The organism is Pseudomonas sp. NPDC086566 (genome assembly GCF_050280885.1).
Taxonomy (GTDB): Bacteria; Pseudomonadota; Gammaproteobacteria; order Pseudomonadales; family Pseudomonadaceae; genus Aquipseudomonas; species Aquipseudomonas vlassakiae.
The window spans coordinates 392,715-411,289 of sequence record NZ_JBNNWD010000003.1; the positions used below are offsets into that span (position 1 = coordinate 392,715).

Below are 18,575 nucleotides of genomic sequence, written 5' to 3' on the forward strand. Positions count from 1 at the left end.
CGGGCTGTCGCAGCCCGGCCGGCAGTAGCCGCTTAAGGACCGACGTTCCAATGTTGACCATCGCGCTTTCCAAAGGCCGTATTCTCGACGATACCCTGCCGTTGCTGGCCGAGGCCGGTATCGTGCCGACCGAGAACCCGGACAAGAGCCGCAAGCTGATCATCCCCACCACGCAGGACGACGTGCGCCTGCTGATCGTGCGTGCCACCGACGTGCCGACCTATGTCGAGCACGGTGCCGCCGACCTCGGTGTGGCTGGCAAGGACGTGCTGATGGAGTACGGCGGCCAGGGCCTGTATGAGCCGCTGGACCTGCAGATCGCCAAGTGCAAGCTGATGACCGCCGGTGCGGTCGGTGCGCCCGAGCCGAAGGGCCGTCTGCGCGTCGCCACCAAGTTCGTCAACGTGGCCAAGCGTTACTACGCCGAGCAAGGCCGCCAGGTCGACATCATCAAGCTTTACGGCTCGATGGAGCTGGCGCCGCTGATCAACCTCGCCGACAAGATCATCGACGTGGTCGACACCGGCAACACCTTGCGAGCCAACGGCCTGGAGCCTCAGGAACTGATCGCCACGATCAGCTCGCGCCTGGTGGTCAACAAAGCTTCCATGAAGATGCAGCACGCCCGCATCCAGAGCCTGATCGACACGCTGCGCGGAGCGGTCGAATCGCGACACCGCGGCTAATTCTCTACCTACTGCGCGCGGCTTCGGCTGTCGCGCCCGTCTATCCGCGTCATAGCCATTTTTCTCGGGTGCCCGCGCGGATGGACTGGTAGCCTAGGGCGCCTGAGCATTCGCTAATAATCGAGGCCCTCGCCATGACCGTGTCCACTGCAATTGCCCGTCTCAACGCCGCTGATCCGGATTTCGCCCGACATCTGGATCATCTGCTGAGCTGGGAAAGTGTGTCCGATGACGCGGTCAACCAGCGCGTGCTCGACATCATCAAGGCGGTGCGTGAGCGCGGTGACGCCGCGCTGGTGGAGTTCACCCAGCGCTTCGACGGTGTTGACGCCAAAAGCATCGATGACCTGATCCTTGGCCGCGAGCGCCTGGAACTGGCCCTGACCCGTATCACCGACAGCCAGCGTGAAGCCCTGGAGAAAGCCGCCAATCGCGTACGCCTGTACCACGAACGGCAGAAGCAGGACTCCTGGCAGTACACCGAAGCCGACGGCACCGTGCTCGGCCAGAAGGTCACCCCGCTGGACCGTGCCGGCCTGTACGTGCCCGGCGGCAAGGCGTCGTACCCTTCGTCGGTGTTGATGAACGCGATTCCGGCCAAGGTCGCGGGCGTCACCGAAGTGGTGATGGTGGTGCCGACCCCGCGTGGTGAGGTCAATGAACTGGTGCTGGCCGCTGCCTGCATCGCCGGAGTCGACCAGGTGTTCACCGTCGGTGGTGCCCAGGCCGTGGCCGCCCTGGCCTATGGCACCGAAAGCGTGCCGCAGGTAGACAAGATCGTCGGCCCTGGCAACATTTATGTGGCTACCGCCAAGCGCCACGTGTTCGGCCAGGTCGGTATCGACATGATCGCCGGCCCGTCGGAAATCCTCGTGGTGTGCGACGGCCAGACCGACCCGGACTGGATCGCCATGGACCTGTTCTCCCAGGCTGAGCACGACGAAGACGCCCAGGCCATCCTGGTCAGCCCGGATGCTGCCTTCCTCGACCGCGTGGCCGCCAGCATCGACAAGCTGCTGCCGACCATGGAACGCGCCGAGATCATCGAGAAGTCGGTCAACGGCCGTGGAGCGCTGATCCAGGTGCGCGACATGCAGCAGGCCATCGAAGTGGCCAACCGCATCGCTCCCGAGCACCTGGAGCTGTCGGTTGCCGACCCGCAGGCCTGGCTGCCACAGATTCGCCACGCGGGCGCGATCTTCATGGGCCGCCACACCAGCGAAGCGCTGGGCGATTACTGCGCCGGCCCCAACCACGTGTTGCCGACTTCAGGCACCGCACGTTTCTCGTCGCCGCTCGGGGTATATGACTTCCAGAAGCGTTCGTCGATCATCTTCTGTTCCGAACAGGGCGCATCCGAGCTTGGCCACACCGCCTCGGTCCTGGCCCGTGGCGAGTCGCTGACCGCCCACGCCCGCAGCGCTGAATACCGTATCCTGACCCAAGACAAGGGGAACTGAGCATGAGTCGATTCTGGAGCCCCTTCGTCAAGGCGCTGGTGCCTTACGTGCCGGGCGAACAGCCAAAGCTGGCCCGCCTGGTCAAGCTGAACACCAATGAGAACCCTTATGGCCCGTCGCCCAAGGCGCTGGAGGCCATGCGCGACGAGCTGAACGATAACCTGCGTCTGTATCCGGACCCGAACAGCGACCGGCTCAAGCAGGCTGTGGCCGAGTATTACGGCGTCACCCCGGCCCAGGTGTTCGTTGGCAACGGCTCGGACGAGGTGCTGGCGCACATCTTCCACGGTCTGTTCCAGCATGATCGCGGCCCACTGTTGTTCCCGGATGTCAGCTACAGCTTCTATCCGGTGTATTGCGGCCTGTACGGCATTGCCTTCGAACAGGTGGCACTGGATGAGCAGTTCCAGATCCGCATCGCCGACTACGCCAAGCCCAATGCCGGGATCATTTTCCCCAACCCTAACGCACCCACCGGCTGCCTGCTGCCACTGCAAGCGATCGAGCAACTGTTGCAAGCCAACCGTGATTCGGTGGTGGTGGTGGATGAGGCGTACATCGACTTTGGTGGCGAGACCGCGATCAGCCTGGTGGACCGCTACGACAACCTGCTGGTGACCCAGACCTTGTCCAAGTCCCGATCGCTGGCCGGACTACGAGTGGGCCTAGCCGTCGGCCATCCGGACCTGATCGAGGCACTGGAGCGGATCAAGAACAGCTTCAACTCCTATCCGCTCGACCGCATGGCCATCGTGGGGGCGGCGGCGGCGTTCGAAGATCAGGCCTACTTCGAGGAAACCTGCCGCAAAGTGATCGACAGCCGTGAAACGTTGGTCGAGCAGCTGGTTGCAAAGGGCTTCGAGGTGCTGCCATCGGCGGCCAACTTCATCTTCGCCCGCCACCCACAGCAGGATGCCGCGCAGTTGGCGGCGCGCCTGCGTGAACAAGGGGTGATCGTGCGTCACTTCAAGCAGGAGCGGATTGCCCAGTTCCTGCGCATCACCATCGGCACGCCAGAGATGAACCAGGCGCTGGTCGACGCGCTGGGCTGATTGCTGTGAGCAGCAGGAGCGGTTGCGCCGCTCCTGCTGGTGGGGCAGCACTTTCTCGACGCGCGGTGATTTTTCTCTGTGATCACCGTGCCTTGGCATCGCCTTCAGTAGCCCGTGCGTTGCGTGCACCACTAACGTCTGGGAGTGGAGTGCCATCGAGCTCCCATTCTGGCAGCAGGTCGAGCCCCATGTGCCTGAGCACAGTCGGGGCGACCGACGTCAGCGCGGCAGAGCCATGACGCGGGGTGTCATCTGCAATGCCGGGGCGGATCCATTCCTCGTTCCAGGGCTTGTTGCTGGCAATGAGCGCCGCCTTCTCCTGTTCTGTCACTTCGCCGTACCTTGAATCCTGATAATCACTGCCGTCGCTGCTGCAGACGATCACCAGCCAGTCCTCCTGCGGATTCTTGTACGCCCGCGCCTCGACCTTGTCCAAAAGCCGCCCCAGTCTGTCGTCTGCTTCACGCAGCGCGAACAGGTAGGCCGAGCCGAAACTACTGGCGTTGCCAGCTTCAACTGGCTCGTCGAGTTGGATGAAGGTGAAGTCGGCTGGTGTGTGTTCGAGGATGTCCAGGGTCCGGGTGGTGACTTGCTCATCGCTAAGGCCGCTTTCGCGCACATTGTTACCTCGCGCGTCCTCCAGCAGGTAAGCCGTGTTGATCGGGGACCAGTTGACGATACTGGCGATGTACGCGTTTGGCAGGGCATGACGAAGCCGTTTGAACAGGCTTGGAAACAGCGGATCGACCCGCAAAGATTCGGCATTGGAAGTCACCCTATGCTTGTTGGCCCATACGCCGGTGAGCAGGGTCATCCAGCCGGGCCCACTGTTAGTCGCTTGTTCGCTGGCGTGGCCGGTAACACTCCCGGTATAGGCTTTGCCGTAGAACAGGCGCCGCAGGTTGGTTTTACCGCCCAGTTCTTCGTAACGCTGCAGCTGTACACCGTCCATCCCGATGATGAGCGTCTTGGGTTGCAATGGCGCTTGTCTGGAGTCGCAGCCTTTGAACAGCAGACCCAGTAACAGGCCAGCTGCAATCAGTGCAAACAGGCGCACTACCTTGGAAATGGACATGAATGGCTGCCTTGATGTAGGTCAGGCAAGCGTTGCAATCACGCCCATGGCTGACAACTGGTAGAAATGCCAGTTGAATTGATGTCTGGAAGGCGTTCCATTAAGCTCTGCAAATTCATCGGATGATTGGTTGAATGAAATGAGCAGCGAATTGACCAAGCGCTCCCTGGTCGAACTGGCAGTCGAACGCATGCGCGAACGCATCCTGCAAGGGCACTGGCAAGTCGGGCAGCGTCTGCCGACCGAGCCGGAATTGGCACTGGAGCTGGGCATCAGCCGCAATACCGTGCGTGAAGCCATGCGCGTGCTGGCCTTCAGCGGCCTGGTGGAAATCCGCCAGGGTGACGGCAGCTACCTGCGCACCTGCCAAGACCCGCTGCAGGCCGTGCTGGCCATGTCGCGCTGCACGCTGGAGCAGGCCCGCGAAACCCGGCACATCCTCGAATCCGAGGCGATCGGCCTGGCGGCGCTGCGCCGTACCGACGAGGACCTGCAAGGCCTGCGCGCGGCACTGGCGGGCAGCGCCGGGCATTTTCACGGGGATGTCGATGCCTATGTCAGCTGCGACCTGGTGTTTCACCAGCGCCTGATCGACGCTGCGCACAACCCGGCACTGAGCGAGCTGTATCGCTACTTTTCCGGTGTGGTGGCCGCAGCGCTGCAACACAACATGGCGACCGTGCCACGCAGCCAGGCGACCTTCGACCTGCACGGGCAGATCCTCGACGCCATCGAACAACGCGATCCGGAGCGGGCCAAGGCCCTGAGCCGGACGCTTATTGAATCTTGAAGACGAGAAGGCCATGGCTGAACCATTGACCCGAGACGCGCCTGCCCGCGAGCGTGAACTGGAAGAACTGCTGATCGACGCCGAGGCCGACGATGCCCTGGTGCAACAACAACCGCCGATGCTCAAGCGCCCGTGGCTATTGCTGCTGGGCCTGGTGCTGGTGGCATTGAACCTGCGCCCGGCATTGTCGAGCATGGCGCCGGTGCTCGGGCAGGTCTCTGCAGGGCTGGGCCTGAATGCCTCCGAGGCCGGCCTGCTGACCACCTTGCCGGTGCTCTGCCTCGGGCTGTTTGCACCGCTGGCACCCGTCCTGGCGCGCCGCTTCGGCAGCGAGCGGGTGATCCTCGGCATCCTCCTGACCCTGGCGCTGGGGATCCTGGTGCGCAGCGCCCTGGGAGCGGTCGGCGTGTTCGTCGGCAGCATTCTGGCCGGGGCCAGCATCGGCATCATCGGTGTGCTGTTGCCCGGTATCGTCAAGCGCGACTTCCCGCAGCACGCGGGCACCTTGACCGGGGTCTACACCATGGCCCTGTGCCTGGGCGCGGCCATGGCGGCAGGGGCTACCGTGCCGCTGACGCAACATTTCGACGGTAGCTGGGCCTTTGGCCTGGGTTTCTGGATGCTACCGGCGCTGCTGGCCATGCTCGTCTGGTCACTGCAAGCTCGCCAGGGCCACGGGCTGCACAAGGCCGCCTACCGGGTTCGCGGGCTGTGGCGTGAGCCACTGGCGTGGCAGGTAACACTGTACATGGGGCTGCAGTCGTCGCTGGCGTACATCGTCTTTGGCTGGCTGCCGTCGATCCTCATTGGCCGTGGCCTGAGCCCGACCGAAGCGGGCCTGGTACTGTCCGGCTCAGTCATCGTGCAGCTGATCAGTTCGCTGGGCGCCCCCTGGCTGGCGACCCGCGGCAAGGACCAGCGGCTGGCCATCGTGATGGTCATGCTGATCACCTTGGCAGGGCTGTTCGGTTGCCTGTACGCCCCCCTCGACGGGCTGTGGGGGTGGGCGGTGCTGCTGGGGCTGGGGCAAGGCGGTACTTTCGCCCTGGCCCTGACGCTGATCGTGCTGCGCTCGAAGGATGCCCATGTGGCGGCGAACCTGTCGAGCATGGCCCAGGGCGTGGGTTATACCTTGGCGTCCATGGGCCCGTTCGCGGTTGGCCTGGTGCATGACCTGACCGGGGGGTGGGCGGCGGTGGGCTGGATTTTCGCAGTGTTGGGCATCGGTGCAATCGTGTTCGGGCTCGGTGCCGGGCGGGCTATGCATGTGCAGGTGACCAGCGAAAAACTGTGACATCAAGGGCGGTCTCCCGGGCCTCTTCGCGGGTGAACCCGCTCCCACAGGTTCCTTGCAAGCTTCGGGTTTTGCACGATCCCGGTGGGAGCGGGTTTACCCGCGAAGAGGCCGGCACTGGCGTATGCAGGTGGGGCAGATTATTGTGCTGCTTCCCACTCCCAGCACGGACCTGCTTCCATGACTGACGCCAACCGCGACCTGATCACGCGCTTCTACCAGGCCTTCCAGCGCCTGGACGCCGAGGCCATGGTGGCCTGCTACAGCGACGACATCGTCTTCAGCGACCCGGTGTTCGGCACCCTGCGCGGCCGTGACGCGGGTGACATGTGGCGCATGCTGACCGCCCGCGCCAAGGATTTCTCGCTGACCTTCGACCAGGTCCGTGCCGATGAGCGCAGCGGCTGCGCGCACTGGGTGGCCACTTACCTGTTCAGTCAGACCGGCCGTACCGTGGTCAACGACATCCAGGCGCGCTTCGTCATGCGCGATGGGCTGATCTGCCAGCACGACGACAGCTTCAGCTTGTGGCGCTGGTCGCGTCAGGCGCTGGGTGCGCCAGGGGCGTTGCTGGGGTGGTCGCCGATGCTGCAGAACAAGGTGCGCCAGCAGGCTTTCAACGGGCTGCGAGCGTTCCAGCAAGCCAGATGAGCGGTTAAGCTGTCGGCCATGAACATCGTCAAAGAAGTCGCCGAAACGCCGCAGTGCAAACCGTGGTACGTGTACCTGGTGCGGGCGGCCAATGGCTCGCTGTACTGCGGTATCAGCGATAACCCGCAACGGCGTTTCGCTGCCCACCAGAAAGGCCAGGGCGCGCGCTATTTCAAGACCAGCCCGGCGCAGGCGCTGGTCTATGTCGAACAGTGGCCGGACAAAGGCGAGGCGCTGCGCCAGGAGCGCCTGGTGAAGAAATTGCGCAAGTCGGCCAAGGAGGCGCTGGTGGCCTCCTATGTGGCCGACTGATCAGTCCTTGCGGCGCTTGAGCTGGTCCACCAGCGTGGTCGGCAGGCCTTTGATGATCAGGGTGCCGGCGGCCTCGTCATACTCCACCTTGTCACCCAGCAGGTGCGCTTCGAAGCTGATCGACAGGCCTTCGGCACGCCCGGTGAAGCGGCGGAACTGGTTGAGGGTGCGCTTGTCAGCGGGGATTTCCGGCGACAGGCCGTAGTCCTTGTTGCGGATGTGGTCGTAGAACGCCTTAGGGCGGTCTTCATCGATCAGGCTCGACAGCTCTTCCAGGGTCACCGGTTCGCCCAGCTTGGTCTGGGTGGTGGCGTATTCGACCAAGGTCTGGGTCTTCTCGCGGGCGGCTTCCTCCGGCAGGTCCTCGCTTTCGACGAAGTCGCTGAAGGCCTTGAGCAGGGTGCGCGTTTCGCCCGGGCCGTCGACGCCTTCCTGGCAGCCGATGAAGTCGCGGAAGTAATCCGACACCTTCTTGCCGTTCTTGCCTTTGATGAACGAGATGTACTGCTTGGAGTTCTGGTTGTTCTTCCACTCGGACAGGTTGATGCGCGCTGCCAGGTGCAGCTGGCCAAGGTCGAGGTGGCGCGACGGCGTCACGTCCAGCTCGGCGTTCACCGCCACGCCCTCGCTGTGGTGCAGCAGGGCGATGGCCAGGTAGTCGGTCATGCCTTGCTGGTAATGGGCGAACAGGATATGGCCGCCGGTGGAGAGGTTGGACTCTTCCATCAGTTTCTGCAGGTGCTCGACCGCCGTCCGGCTGAACGCGGTGAAGTCTTTTTCGTCTTCCAGGTACTGCTTCAACCAGCCGCTCAGCGGGTAGGCGCCGGACTCGCCGTGGAAGAAGCCCCAGGCCTTGCCTTGCTTGGCGTTGTAGCTTTCGTTGAGGTCGGCCAGGAGGTTTTCGATGGCGTCCGATGCGCCCAGCTCGGTATCCCGTGCATGGAGCACGGCGGGGCTGCCATCGGGCTTCTTGTCGATCAGGTGAACGATGCAATGACGGATTGGCATGGAATTCTCGGTGAGTCTGGGGCGGCCACAGGCCGCGCTGCAAAAGTCGTCCAGTTTACCCCAGAGAACAGGCGCTGCAGTGGCCGGATGTTGGCGGAAATGCCGGTTGTTCGTTTTTTGTTCAAATTTGTAGGTTTTCGGCTGAAACCCCCGAAAAACCTGCACTAAATCGAAGCGGGTAGCGGATATTTATCCATTCCTGTGGTAGCTTTGCGCCGTCTTGCGCCCCTCATGTGGCGCATTGCCGGCAGCGTGCTCATGCCGTGTCGAACCAAACGCCGATTTACGTATCTACATTCGCGATTGGCGCGGCCCTCCAGAACACAGGGGCTGGCCCGATAACGTCGTAGCACGCCGCATAACTACTGAATGATAGGGAAGGAACACCACCATGGCATTGACCAAAGACCAACTGATTGCCGATATCGCTGAAGCCATCGACGCGCCAAAAACCACCGCTCGTAACGCGCTGGAGCAGCTGGGCCAGATCGTTGCCGACCAACTGGAAAACGGCGCCGAAATCACCCTGCCAGGCATCGGCAAGCTGAAAGTCTCCGAGCGTCCTGCCCGTACCGGTCGCAACCCTTCGACTGGCGCCGCCATCGAAATCGCTGCCAAGAAAGTCGTCAAGTTCGTTCCGGCCAAAGGCCTGACCGACGCCGTCAACAAGTGATCTGCTGACGCATTGACGAAACCGCGCCCGGCTTGCCCGGGCGCGGTTTTTTCATGCCTGCGATTTGCGCCTGGCGTGCCAGGCGTGGCGTGCGCTGTCGTCGTGGAAGCTCCAGGCGACCATGCGGCTTTGCTTCTGGCCCTGGCCCATCTCGGCGATGCGCACGGCCTTGGCGCCGGCCTTTTTCAGCGCTGCCTCGATGCCAGGCAGGTTACTGGCCTTGGACACCAGGCTGGTAAACCACAGTACCTGTTGTGCGTACTGCGCGCTTTCGTCGACCAGCTGGGTGACGAAGCGGATCTCGCCGCCCTCGCACCACAGTTCGTTGTTCTGGCCGCCGAAGTTGAGCACCGGCAGTTTGCGCTTGGGGTCTTGCTTGCCAAGGTTCTTCCACTTGCGCTGGCTACCACGGGTGGCTTCTTCGCGCGAGGCATGGAAGGGCGGGTTGCACAGGGTCAGGTCGAAGCGTTCATCCTCTTGCAGCAGGCCGCTGAAGATGTGCTTGCGGTTGGCTTGCTGGCGCAGGCTGATGCCTTTGCTCAAGCCGTTGGCCTGGACGATGGCCTTGGCCGAGGCCAGCGCAACCGGGTCGATGTCCGAGCCAATGAAGCGCCAACGGTAATCGCTATGACCGAGCAGCGGGTAGATGCAGTTGGCGCCCACGCCGATATCCAGCACGCGAACCTGGGCGCCTCCGGGTACTTCGCCGGCGTTGTCCTCGGCCAGCAGGTCGGCGGCCACGTGGATGTAGTCGGCGCGGCCGGGAATTGGCGGGCACAGGTAGTCGGCCGGGATGTCCCAGTGCTGGATGCCGTATTGGGCTTTGAGCAGGGCTCGGTTGAACACCCTCACGGCTTCGGGGTTGGCGAAGTCGATACTGGGTTTGCCGTGGGGGTTGGTGATGGTGAAGCGGGCCAGATCAGGGTGGGCCTTGATCAGGCTGGGGAAGTCGTAGCGGCCCTGGTGGCGGTTGCGCGGGTGCAGGGTGGGTTTGTCGGTCATGGTCGGATCCGGTGTTTCAGGCCGTGGGGCTGCTTTGCAGCCCAATCGCGACACAAGGCCGCTCCTACAGGATAGCGGCGCCTGTCAAACCGGCACCGTCCCTGTAGGAGCGGCCTTGTGTCGCGAAAGGGCCGCAACGCGGCCCCAGCGGTCCATCAGATTTACAGCGCTGCAATCCGCGCGTGCTGCTCGGTGAAGTTGGCCAAAGCCTGCTCGGACTCGGCCAGCTTGGCGCGCTCCTTCTCGATCACCGCAGGCGGTGCCTTGTCGACGAAGGCGGCGTTCGACAGTTTGCCGCCCACGCGTTGGACTTCACCTTGCAGACGCTGGATTTCTTTGCTCAGGCGAGCCAGTTCGGCGTCCTTGTCGATCAGGCCGGCCATGGGCACCAGCACCTGCAGGTCGCCAACCAGTGCGGTGGCCGACAGCGGTGCTTCGTCGGCATCGCCGAGCACGGTGAACGATTCGACCTTGGCCAGCTTCTTCAGCAGGGCTTCGTTTTCCTGCAGGCGACGCTGGTCATCGGCGTTGGCGTTCTTCAGGAACAGCGGCAGTGGCTTGCCCGGGCCGATGTTCATCTCGGCGCGGATGTTGCGCAGGCCGACCATCAGCTCCTTGAGCCATTCGATATCGCCTTCTGCGGCAGCATCGATGCGGCTTTCGTTGGCCACCGGCCATGGTTGCAGCATGATGGTCTTGCCTTCGATGCCGGCCAGTGGCGCGATGCGCTGCCAGATTTCCTCGGTGATGAACGGCATGAACGGGTGCGCCAGGCGCAGTGCCACTTCCAGCACGCGTACCAGGGTGCGACGGGTGCCACGGGCGCGTTCGACCGGAGCGTTTTCGTCCCAGAGTACCGGCTTGGAGAGCTCCAGATACCAGTCGCAATACTGGTTCCAGATGAACTCGTACAGCGCCTGGCTGGCCAGGTCGAAGCGGAACTGCTCGAGCTGGCGGGTCACTTCGGCTTCGGTGCGCTGCAACTGCGAGATGATCCAGCGGTCAGCCAGCGACAGCTCGTAAGCTTCGCCGTTCTGGCCGCAGTCCTCGCCCTTGTCCAGCACGTAGCGGGCGGCGTTCCAGATCTTGTTGCAGAAGTTGCGGTAGCCTTCGACGCGGCCCATGTCGAACTTGATGTCGCGGCCGGTGGAGGCCAGCGAGCAGAAGGTGAAGCGCAGGGCGTCGGTGCCGTAGCTGGCGATGCCCTCCGGGAACTCGGCCTTGGTCTGCTTGGCGATCTTTTCGGCCAGCTTGGGCTGCATCATGCCGCTGGTGCGCTTCTCCAGCAGGGCATCGAGGGTGATGCCGTCGACGATGTCCAGCGGGTCGAGCACGTTGCCCTTGGACTTGGACATCTTCTGGCCCTGGCCATCGCGCACCAGGCCGTGCACGTACACGGTCTTGAACGGTACCTGCGGGGTGCCGTCCTCGTTCTTGATCAGGTGCATGGTCAGCATGATCATGCGTGCAACCCAGAAGAAGATGATATCGAAGCCAGTCACCAGCACGTCAGTGCTGTGGAACTTCTTCAGGAACTCGGTCTGCTCCGGCCAGCCCAGGGTCGAGAAGGTCCACAGGCCCGAGCTGAACCAGGTGTCGAGCACGTCGTCGTCCTGGCGCAGTTTCACTTCGCTGCCGAGGTTGTGCTTGGCGCGGACTTCTTCTTCATTGCGGCCGACATAGACCTGGCCGGCCTCGTCGTACCAGGCCGGAATGCGGTGGCCCCACCACAGCTGGCGGCTGATGCACCAGTCCTGGATGTCACGCATCCAGGAGAAGTACATGTTCTCGTACTGCTTGGGCACGAACTGGATGCGGCCATCTTCCACGGCTTCGATGGCCGGCTCTGCCAACGGCTTGGTGGAAACGTACCACTGGTCGGTCAGCCACGGCTCGATGACGGTACCCGAACGGTCGCCTTTCGGCACTTTCAGGGCGTGATCGTCGATGCTCACCAGCAGGCCCTGGGCGTCCAGGTCGGCCACGATCTGCTTGCGTGCGACGAAGCGGTCGAGGCCGGCGTACTGGGCCGGCAGGCTGGTATCGACCTGCTCGTTGACGCTGCCGTCGAGGTTGAAGGCCTGGGCGGCGGACAGCACCAGGGCGTTCTTGTCGAAAATGTTCAGCAGCGGCAGGTTGTGGCGCTTGCCGACTTCGTAGTCATTGAAGTCGTGGGCAGGGGTGATCTTCACGCAGCCGGTGCCGAACTCCGGATCGCAATAGTCATCGGCGATAATCGGGATGCGACGGCCAACCAGCGGCAGTTCGACGAATTTGCCGATCAGGGCCTGGTAGCGCTCGTCGGTCGGGTTGACGGCAACGGCGGCGTCACCCAGCAGGGTCTCCGGGCGGGTGGTGGCGACTACCAGGTAGTCCTTGCCCTCGGCGGTCTTGGCGCCATCGGCAAGCGGGTAGCGCAGGTTCCACAGGTGGCCCTTCTCGTCGTGGTTTTCCACTTCGAGGTCGGAGATGGCCGTGTGCAGCTTGGTGTCCCAGTTGACCAGGCGCTTGCCGCGGTAGATCAGGCCGTCCTCATGCAGGCGGACGAAGGCTTCCTTGACGGCTTCGGACAGGCCGTCGTCCATGGTGAAGCGCTCGCGGCTCCAGTCGACCGACGAGCCCAGGCGGCGGATCTGGCGGCTGATGTTGCCACCGGACTGATCCTTCCACTCCCAGACTTTTTCCAAAAACTTTTCACGGCCCAGGTCGTGGCGGTTCTGGCCCTTGGCTTCGAGCTGGCGCTCGACCAGCATCTGCGTGGCGATACCGGCGTGGTCGGTACCAGGCTGCCACAGGGTGTCGCGGCCTTGCATGCGGCGGAAGCGGATCAGGGCGTCCATGATCGCGTTGTTGAAGCCGTGGCCCATGTGCAGGCTGCCCGTCACGTTCGGTGGCGGGATCATGATGGTGTAGGACTCGCCTGCACCTTGTGGAGCGAAATAGTTCTCGGACTCCCAGGTGTTGTACCAGGAAGTTTCGATGGCGTGCGGCTGGTAGGTCTTATCCATGCGCGGCGGGACCCTGTGCATTTATTCGGGAAAGCCGGGAAGTATAACCAAGCTGGGGGCCGCAGGCGACAAGCTGCTGACAACTGTCGGAACAGTGGCGCCCGCGAAGCAGGCGCCGCCGATTCTGAGTTTACTCGGAGCGTTTGATCAGACGTTCGATCCGCGCATCCAGGCGGCGCTTGATTTCGTTCTCGATATGCGGGGTGAAGTCGTTGATCACGTCCTGCATGATCATCTGCGCAGCGGCACGCAATTCGCTCTCCAGGTGCAACAGCGTGTCCTGGCGGCGGGTTTGCGGATCATCCTCGGGCTCAGCGGCCACGGGCTCGGCTGCAGGCGCTGGCGCGGTGGTACCTGCGGGCACATCGAGCAACAACGGAATCTGCTCGACTGTTTCGGTCAGCAGCGGCGGCTGCAGGTCGGCATCGCCGAGCAGTTGGCGAATCGACTCCAGATCGTCCAGCAGATGAGCGGAATCGGGTAGGGCGGAAGGCTTGTCCATCGTCGTTAAAGTCGCTGTAAGCGGTGGTCTTGCAGAGCATAGCCCTGTTCACGGTAGAAACGGAACCGCTCGCGGGCCGATTGGCGAATGCCGGGTTCCTCGACCACGATCTCGGCAACCCGCTCGAACTGGCCGACGAACCCTGGCACACCGGCACCGAGGTTGATCAGCAGGTCACGGTGCTCGCCAGCATCGTCGGCAAGGCCCAAGGCTACCGTGGCATCTGGGTGCACTTCGGCGAGGTCGTGGGGCACGAAGGCTTCGCCCTTGAAACGCCACAGGCGTTGATCCAGTTCGGTACGCTGTTCGGCGTCCTGGCAGTGCAGGTAGACCCGGTGGCCAAGGCGCCAGGCCTTCTCGCACAGCTTGCAGGCGAAATCCAGCCGCGCCGACAACGCGTCGGTGGGCAGGATATAGAAATCGACTTTGCTCATGGTGTGCTCTGCCAGCCGGCGATGCCACGGGCATCGCCGGCTTCACGGCTTCAGGCGCCAGCGCGGTCCAGCAGGTACTGGGTCAGCAGCGGGACCGGGCGACCGGTAGCGCCCTTGTCCTTGCCGCCACTGATCCAGGCCGTGCCGGCAATGTCCAGGTGCGCCCAGTTGTAGGCCTTGGCGAAGCGCGACAGGAAGCAGCCAGCGGTGATGGTGCCCGCCTTGGGCCCACCGATGTTGCCCATGTCAGCGAACGGGCTGTCCAGTTGCTCCTGGTACTCGTCGAACAGCGGCAGCTGCCAGGCACGGTCATCGGCACGCTTGCCGGCATCGAGCAGTTGGCCGACCAGGTCGTCGTTGTTGCCCATGAGGCCGGAAGTGTGGCTGCCCAGGGCGACGATGCAGGCGCCGGTCAGGGTAGCGATGTCGATCACCGCCTGTGGCTTGAAGCGCTCGGCGTAGGTGAGGGTGTCGCACAGCACCAGGCGGCCTTCGGCGTCAGTGTTGAGGATTTCGACGGTCTGGCCACTCATGGTGGTGACGATGTCGCCCGGGCGGGTGGCACCGCCGCTCGGCATGTTTTCGGCGCAGGCCAGCAGGCACACCAGGTTGATCGGCAGCTGCAGTTCGAGGACTGCGCGCAGGGTGCCGAACACGCTGGCGGCGCCGCACATGTCGAATTTCATTTCATCCATGCCGGCGCCTGGCTTGAGGCTGATGCCGCCGGTATCGAAGGTGATGCCCTTGCCTACCAGCACGAACGGCTTGTCGGCCTTCTTGCCGCCCTGGTAGTTGAGCACGATCAGGCGTGGTGGCTGGTCGCTGCCCTGGCCCACGGCATAGAACGCGCCCATGCCCAGGTCCTTGATCTTCTTCTCGTCCAGCACTTCGACCTTCAGGCCCTTGTGGGCCTTGCCCAGTTCCCTGGCCTGCTCGGCCAGGTAGCTCGGGTGGCACAGGTTAGGCGGCAGGTTGCCCAGGTCGCGGGTGAAGGCCATGCCGGTGGCAATGGCGCTGGCGTGCCTTACGGCGCGTTCGACCTCGGCCAGGCCGGCCTTGTCGGCCAGCAGGGTGACCTTCTTCAGGGCGCGCGGCTCGGCCTTCTGGCTCTTGAAACGATCGAACACGTATTCGCCGTCGAGCAGGGTCTCGGCCAGCAGGCGGTACTTGCCGTAGTGGGCGTCGCGGTGGCTGACCGCGATATCGTCCAGGGCCAGCACGGCATCGCCGCCGTTGAGGCCCTTGAGCACGCCGGCCACGCTGGCGACCAGTTTGCGCCATGCGCGGTCACCGAGGGCATCGTCCTTGCCGCTGCCGACCAGCAGCACGCGCTCGGCCTTCAGGCCCGGCACGCTCTGCAGCAACAGGGTCTGGCCAGGCTTGCCGGCCAGGTCGCCACGCTTGAGTACCGCGCTGATGGCGCCTTCGCTGGCTTGGTCGACGGCCTTGGCAACGGCCCCGAGCTTGCGCCCTTCACCCACCGGTACGACCAGAGTGGCGGTTTTTACGGATGCAGCAGCTACGCTTTTTACAACCAGTTCCATGTCAGGGTCCCCGAATGATCTATGCAGTTGGCGCTATGCGTTTTCGCGCTCTGGACGGGCCTGGCCGCGTTGCCGCGTGCCAGTGGAAAAGCTGCCAGTTTGAGCCTCCCGCCAGCGTGCTGACAACCCCGATGTTGGCCTTCATGCGCAGCCAAGTGACAGGCGCGGCCAATCACAGGATAATGCGCGCACTTTACATGGAGGTTCGCCTCAGGCGAACCGGCTTTGGTCCTGGCTGTCACAGGCCAATGTTTGGCAGTCCGCCCCTGACAACCCAGGAGTGTCTGGTTTGATCGTCTTTCGTTATCTGTCCCGCGAGGTCCTGGTGACCTTGAGCGCCGTCAGCGCCGTGCTGCTGGTGATCATCATGAGCGGGCGCTTCATCAAGTACCTGGCCCAGGCGGCCCAGGGCATCCTCGACCCAGGCGTGCTGTTCCTGATCATGGGTTTCCGCATGCCAGGTTTCCTGCAGCTGATTTTGCCGTTGGGTCTGTTCCTCGGCATTCTCCTGGCCTACGGCCGGCTGTACCTGGAAAGCGAAATGACCGTCCTGTCGGCGACCGGCATGAGCCAGCAGCGTCTGCTGGCCCTGACCATGGCGCCGGCGGCACTGGTCGCTCTGCTGGTTGCCTGGCTGAGCCTGAGCCTGTCACCACTGGGCGTTGCCCAGGTGCAGAAGATCGTTGCCCAGCAAGATGCCATGACCGAGTTCGACACCTTGGTGCCGGGGCGCTTCCAGACCTTGCGCGACGGCTCGCGGGTCACCTACACCGAGCAACTGTCGGACGACCGCGTCAAGCTGGGCGGGGTGTTCATTTCCGAGAAGCGCTTCAACCAGGACAAGACCAAGGACCGTGCGCCGTCGGTGCTGGTCGCGGAAAAAGGCCACCAGGAAATCCAGGCCGATGGCAATCGCTACCTGGTGCTGGAGAACGGCTACCGCTACGACGGTAACCCGGGCCAGGCCGATTACCGCGCCATCAAGTACGACACCTATGGTGTCTTGCTGCCAAAGCCGGAAGTGGCCGAAGACGTGACCGATCGCGAAGCGATCCCGACCCTTGAGCTGTTCGGCAAGAGCGACCTGCGTGAGCGTGCCGAGCTGCAATGGCGCCTTTCGCTGCCGATCCTGGTGTTCATCGTGACCCTGATGGCGGTCCCGCTGGCCAAGGTCAACCCGCGCCAGGGCCGCTTCCTCAAGCTGCTGCCGGCGATTCTTCTGTACATGGCCTACCTGACAATGCTGATTTCCGTACGCGGCGCCCTGGAGAAAGGCAAATTGCCGATTGGCCTGGGTATCTGGTGGGTGCATGGCCTGTTCCTGATGATCGGCCTGGCCCTGATGTATTGGGAACCGCTGCGCCTGAAAATGGCTGCTCGTCGTGCGGAGGTGGCCCGTGGCTAAACTCGACCGCTACATCGGCATGAGCGTGCTGCTGGCCATTCTGGCCGTGCTGGGGATCATCCTCGGCCTGGCCTCGCTGTTCGCCTTCATCGACGAGATGGGTGAACTGAGCGATACCTACACCTTGCTGGACGCGGGTAATTTCGTCCTGCTGACGGCACCTCGCCGGCTGTACGAAATGCTGCCGATGGCGGCGCTGATCGGCTGCCTGATCGGCCTCGGCAGCCTGGCCAGCAACAGCGAGCTGACCATCATGCGCGCTGCCGGTGTCTCCATCGGCCGCATCGTCTGGGCGGTGATGAAGCCAATGCTGGTGCTGATGCTGGTCGGCGTGCTGATTGGTGAATACGTTGCCCCGGTCACCGAGAACAAGGCCCAGGCCGACCGCTCCCTGGCCCAGGGCGGTGGAGAAGCGCAAAGCTCCAAACATGGCATGTGGCACCGCCAGGGCGAGGAGTTCGTGCACATCAACTCGGTGCAGCCTAACGGCCTGCTGCTGGGCGTTACTCGCTACACCTTCGACAACGAGCGCAAGATCCAGACGTCGAGTTTTGCCCGTCGCGCCCAGTACAACGATGACCACTGGACGCTCAGCGACATCAGCACCACGTTTTTCCGCGGTGATCACACCGAAGTGGTGAAGGCACCGACCGAGCGCTGGGATGTTTCGCTGACGCCGCAACTGCTCAATACAGTGATCATGGCCCCCGATTCGTTGTCGATCACCGGGTTGTGGGACTACATCCATTACCTGTCCGACCAGGGCCTGAACAACGCCCGTTACTGGCTGGCGTTCTGGACCAAGGTGATGCAGCCGCTGGTGACCGCAGCGCTGGTATTGATGGCCATTTCCTTCATCTTCGGCCCGCTGCGTTCGGTCACCCTCGGCCAGCGCGTGTTCACCGGTGTGCTGGTGGGCTTTGCATTCCGCATTGGCCAGGATCTGCTGGGCCCGTCGAGCCAGGTGTTCGGCTTCCCGCCACTGCTGGCGGTAGTGATCCCGGCGGGCATCTGTGCCCTGGCTGGCGTGTGGTTGTTGCGTCGCGCCGGTTGACGGTTCGCAATAGCTGAAAAGCCGACCTCAGGGTCGGCTTTTTTGTGTCTACTTTTTCTGCTTCGGCACCCGTACCAACTGGGTTTCAGAGTAGATGTCGTGCCAACCGCGCTTGCGCTTGTCGATCAGCGACCAGAAGAACCCAAGCCCCAGGCACAGCCAGGAGGCAATCGATACCACGAAGCGCAGCAGTGCCTGCCACAGGCTGATCGCGCTGCCATCGGCATTCTGCACGCGCACGCCCCACACCTGCATGCCCAAGGTCTGACCACCGTGGGTCCAGAACTTGGCGAAGAAGCCGAACAGGGCGAACAGCAGAACGGTCGAGAGCAGTGGGTCACCATCCAGTGCGCCGGCTTCGGTCAGTTCACGCATGCGGGCTTCGCCGATGATCGCCATCTGGATCAACTTGTAAGCCCCGGCGGTGACGATCAGCAGCGCCGTGCACAGCAGGAAGTCGTAGAACATCGCCGCCAGGCGTCGGCCCAGGCCGACCGGTGGGAAATCACCCTGGGGGGAAAGCAGAGGCTTGGACATGCAGAACAGCTCCGAATGGCGAAGCCGCTATTCTACGGGCAAAAAAAAACCCCTGCACCGGGCAGGGGCTTTTCTTCGAAGTCGGGAG

17 protein-coding genes and 1 pseudogene are annotated in these 18,575 nt (G+C 63.3%); 10 read left to right on the forward strand and 8 right to left on the reverse strand.

Going from position 1 to position 18,575, the window contains the following annotated elements:
* Positions 1 to 50: 50 nt before the first annotated feature.
* The 3 genes from hisG to hisC all read left to right on the forward strand — a co-directional run bounded on the left by hisG (position 51) and on the right by hisC (position 3,198).
* On the forward strand, positions 51 to 686 hold the full coding sequence (gene hisG, locus ACQKPS_RS09050) for an ATP phosphoribosyltransferase (RefSeq protein WP_054885960.1): 636 nt from the start codon (positions 51 to 53) through the stop codon (positions 684 to 686).
* A gap of 134 nt (positions 687 to 820) precedes the next feature.
* Positions 821 to 2,146 (forward strand): histidinol dehydrogenase, encoded by a 1,326-nt coding sequence (gene hisD, locus ACQKPS_RS09055; protein ID WP_254483385.1) that lies wholly within the window; start codon positions 821 to 823, stop codon positions 2,144 to 2,146.
* A gap of 2 nt (positions 2,147 to 2,148) precedes the next feature.
* On the forward strand, positions 2,149 to 3,198 hold the full coding sequence (gene hisC / locus ACQKPS_RS09060; RefSeq protein ID WP_254483386.1) for a histidinol-phosphate transaminase: 1,050 nt from the start codon (positions 2,149 to 2,151) through the stop codon (positions 3,196 to 3,198).
* Between the two features lie 85 nt (positions 3,199 to 3,283).
* On the opposite strand, the pseudogene ACQKPS_RS09065 reads toward hisC, so the two are convergent.
* A pseudogene (locus ACQKPS_RS09065) lies at positions 3,284 to 4,255 on the reverse strand (alkaline phosphatase family protein); the annotation flags it as partial.
* A 157-nt stretch (positions 4,256 to 4,412) separates the two neighbouring features.
* On the opposite strand from ACQKPS_RS09065, the gene ACQKPS_RS09070 reads away from it, so the two are divergent.
* The 4 genes from ACQKPS_RS09070 (at position 4,413) to ACQKPS_RS09085 (ending at position 7,320) form a co-directional block, all read left to right on the forward strand.
* Positions 4,413 to 5,063, forward strand: coding sequence for a FadR/GntR family transcriptional regulator (locus ACQKPS_RS09070; protein ID WP_254483388.1), 651 nt, complete (start codon positions 4,413 to 4,415; stop codon positions 5,061 to 5,063).
* A gap of 13 nt (positions 5,064 to 5,076) precedes the next feature.
* Positions 5,077 to 6,357 carry a CynX/NimT family MFS transporter gene (locus ACQKPS_RS09075; RefSeq protein WP_427603702.1) on the forward strand — a complete coding sequence of 427 codons (1,281 nt, stop codon included), beginning with the start codon at positions 5,077 to 5,079 and terminating at the stop codon, positions 6,355 to 6,357.
* 180 nt (positions 6,358 to 6,537) lie between these two features.
* Positions 6,538 to 7,008 (forward strand): nuclear transport factor 2 family protein, encoded by a 471-nt coding sequence (locus ACQKPS_RS09080; protein WP_427603704.1) that lies wholly within the window; start codon positions 6,538 to 6,540, stop codon positions 7,006 to 7,008.
* An 18-nt stretch (positions 7,009 to 7,026) separates the two neighbouring features.
* Complete coding sequence (locus ACQKPS_RS09085) at positions 7,027 to 7,320, forward strand: GIY-YIG nuclease family protein (RefSeq protein WP_254483394.1); 294 nt, start codon at positions 7,027 to 7,029, stop codon at positions 7,318 to 7,320.
* Here the strand turns inward: ACQKPS_RS09085 and yejK are convergent, their stop codons facing one another.
* The gene (yejK, locus tag ACQKPS_RS09090; protein ID WP_054885967.1) at positions 7,321 to 8,328 is read right to left on the reverse strand and encodes a nucleoid-associated protein YejK; all 1,008 of its coding nucleotides are present in this window, start codon (positions 8,326 to 8,328) and stop codon (positions 7,321 to 7,323) included.
* A gap of 391 nt (positions 8,329 to 8,719) precedes the next feature.
* On the opposite strand from yejK, the gene ACQKPS_RS09095 reads away from it, so the two are divergent.
* The gene (locus ACQKPS_RS09095) at positions 8,720 to 9,001 is read left to right on the forward strand and encodes an HU family DNA-binding protein (RefSeq protein ID WP_027920195.1); all 282 of its coding nucleotides are present in this window, start codon (positions 8,720 to 8,722) and stop codon (positions 8,999 to 9,001) included.
* 51 nt (positions 9,002 to 9,052) lie between these two features.
* On the opposite strand, the gene rlmF is transcribed toward ACQKPS_RS09095, so the two are convergent.
* From rlmF to ACQKPS_RS09120, 5 genes are all read right to left on the reverse strand, one after another.
* Positions 9,053 to 10,003, reverse strand: a complete 951-nt coding sequence (gene rlmF, locus ACQKPS_RS09100) for a 23S rRNA (adenine(1618)-N(6))-methyltransferase RlmF (RefSeq protein ID WP_313201363.1) — start codon at positions 10,001 to 10,003, stop codon at positions 9,053 to 9,055.
* Positions 10,004 to 10,164: 161 nt separating this feature from the next.
* Positions 10,165 to 13,011: a valine--tRNA ligase gene (locus tag ACQKPS_RS09105; protein ID WP_254483398.1), complete on the reverse strand. Its 2,847-nt coding sequence runs from the start codon at positions 13,009 to 13,011 to the stop codon at positions 10,165 to 10,167.
* A gap of 130 nt (positions 13,012 to 13,141) precedes the next feature.
* Positions 13,142 to 13,513, reverse strand: coding sequence for a DNA polymerase III subunit chi (locus ACQKPS_RS09110; protein ID WP_254483400.1), 372 nt, complete (start codon positions 13,511 to 13,513; stop codon positions 13,142 to 13,144).
* A 5-nt stretch (positions 13,514 to 13,518) separates the two neighbouring features.
* Positions 13,519 to 13,947: a DNA polymerase III subunit chi gene (locus tag ACQKPS_RS09115; protein WP_254483401.1), complete on the reverse strand. Its 429-nt coding sequence runs from the start codon at positions 13,945 to 13,947 to the stop codon at positions 13,519 to 13,521.
* A gap of 50 nt (positions 13,948 to 13,997) precedes the next feature.
* On the reverse strand, positions 13,998 to 15,491 hold the full coding sequence (locus tag ACQKPS_RS09120; protein WP_254483403.1) for a leucyl aminopeptidase: 1,494 nt from the start codon (positions 15,489 to 15,491) through the stop codon (positions 13,998 to 14,000).
* Between the two features lie 289 nt (positions 15,492 to 15,780).
* On the opposite strand from ACQKPS_RS09120, the gene lptF reads away from it, so the two are divergent.
* Positions 15,781 to 16,896 (forward strand): LPS export ABC transporter permease LptF, encoded by a 1,116-nt coding sequence (gene lptF / locus ACQKPS_RS09125; protein ID WP_254483405.1) that lies wholly within the window; start codon positions 15,781 to 15,783, stop codon positions 16,894 to 16,896.
* The gene (gene lptG / locus ACQKPS_RS09130) at positions 16,889 to 17,950 is read left to right on the forward strand and encodes an LPS export ABC transporter permease LptG (RefSeq protein WP_254483407.1); all 1,062 of its coding nucleotides are present in this window, start codon (positions 16,889 to 16,891) and stop codon (positions 17,948 to 17,950) included. Before lptF ends, lptG begins: the two co-directional genes overlap by 8 nt.
* 48 nt (positions 17,951 to 17,998) lie before the next feature.
* Here the strand turns inward: lptG and ACQKPS_RS09135 are convergent, their stop codons facing one another.
* Positions 17,999 to 18,487, reverse strand: a complete 489-nt coding sequence (locus ACQKPS_RS09135; RefSeq protein WP_186603609.1) for an RDD family protein — start codon at positions 18,485 to 18,487, stop codon at positions 17,999 to 18,001.
* Positions 18,488 to 18,575: the final 88 nt, after the last annotated feature.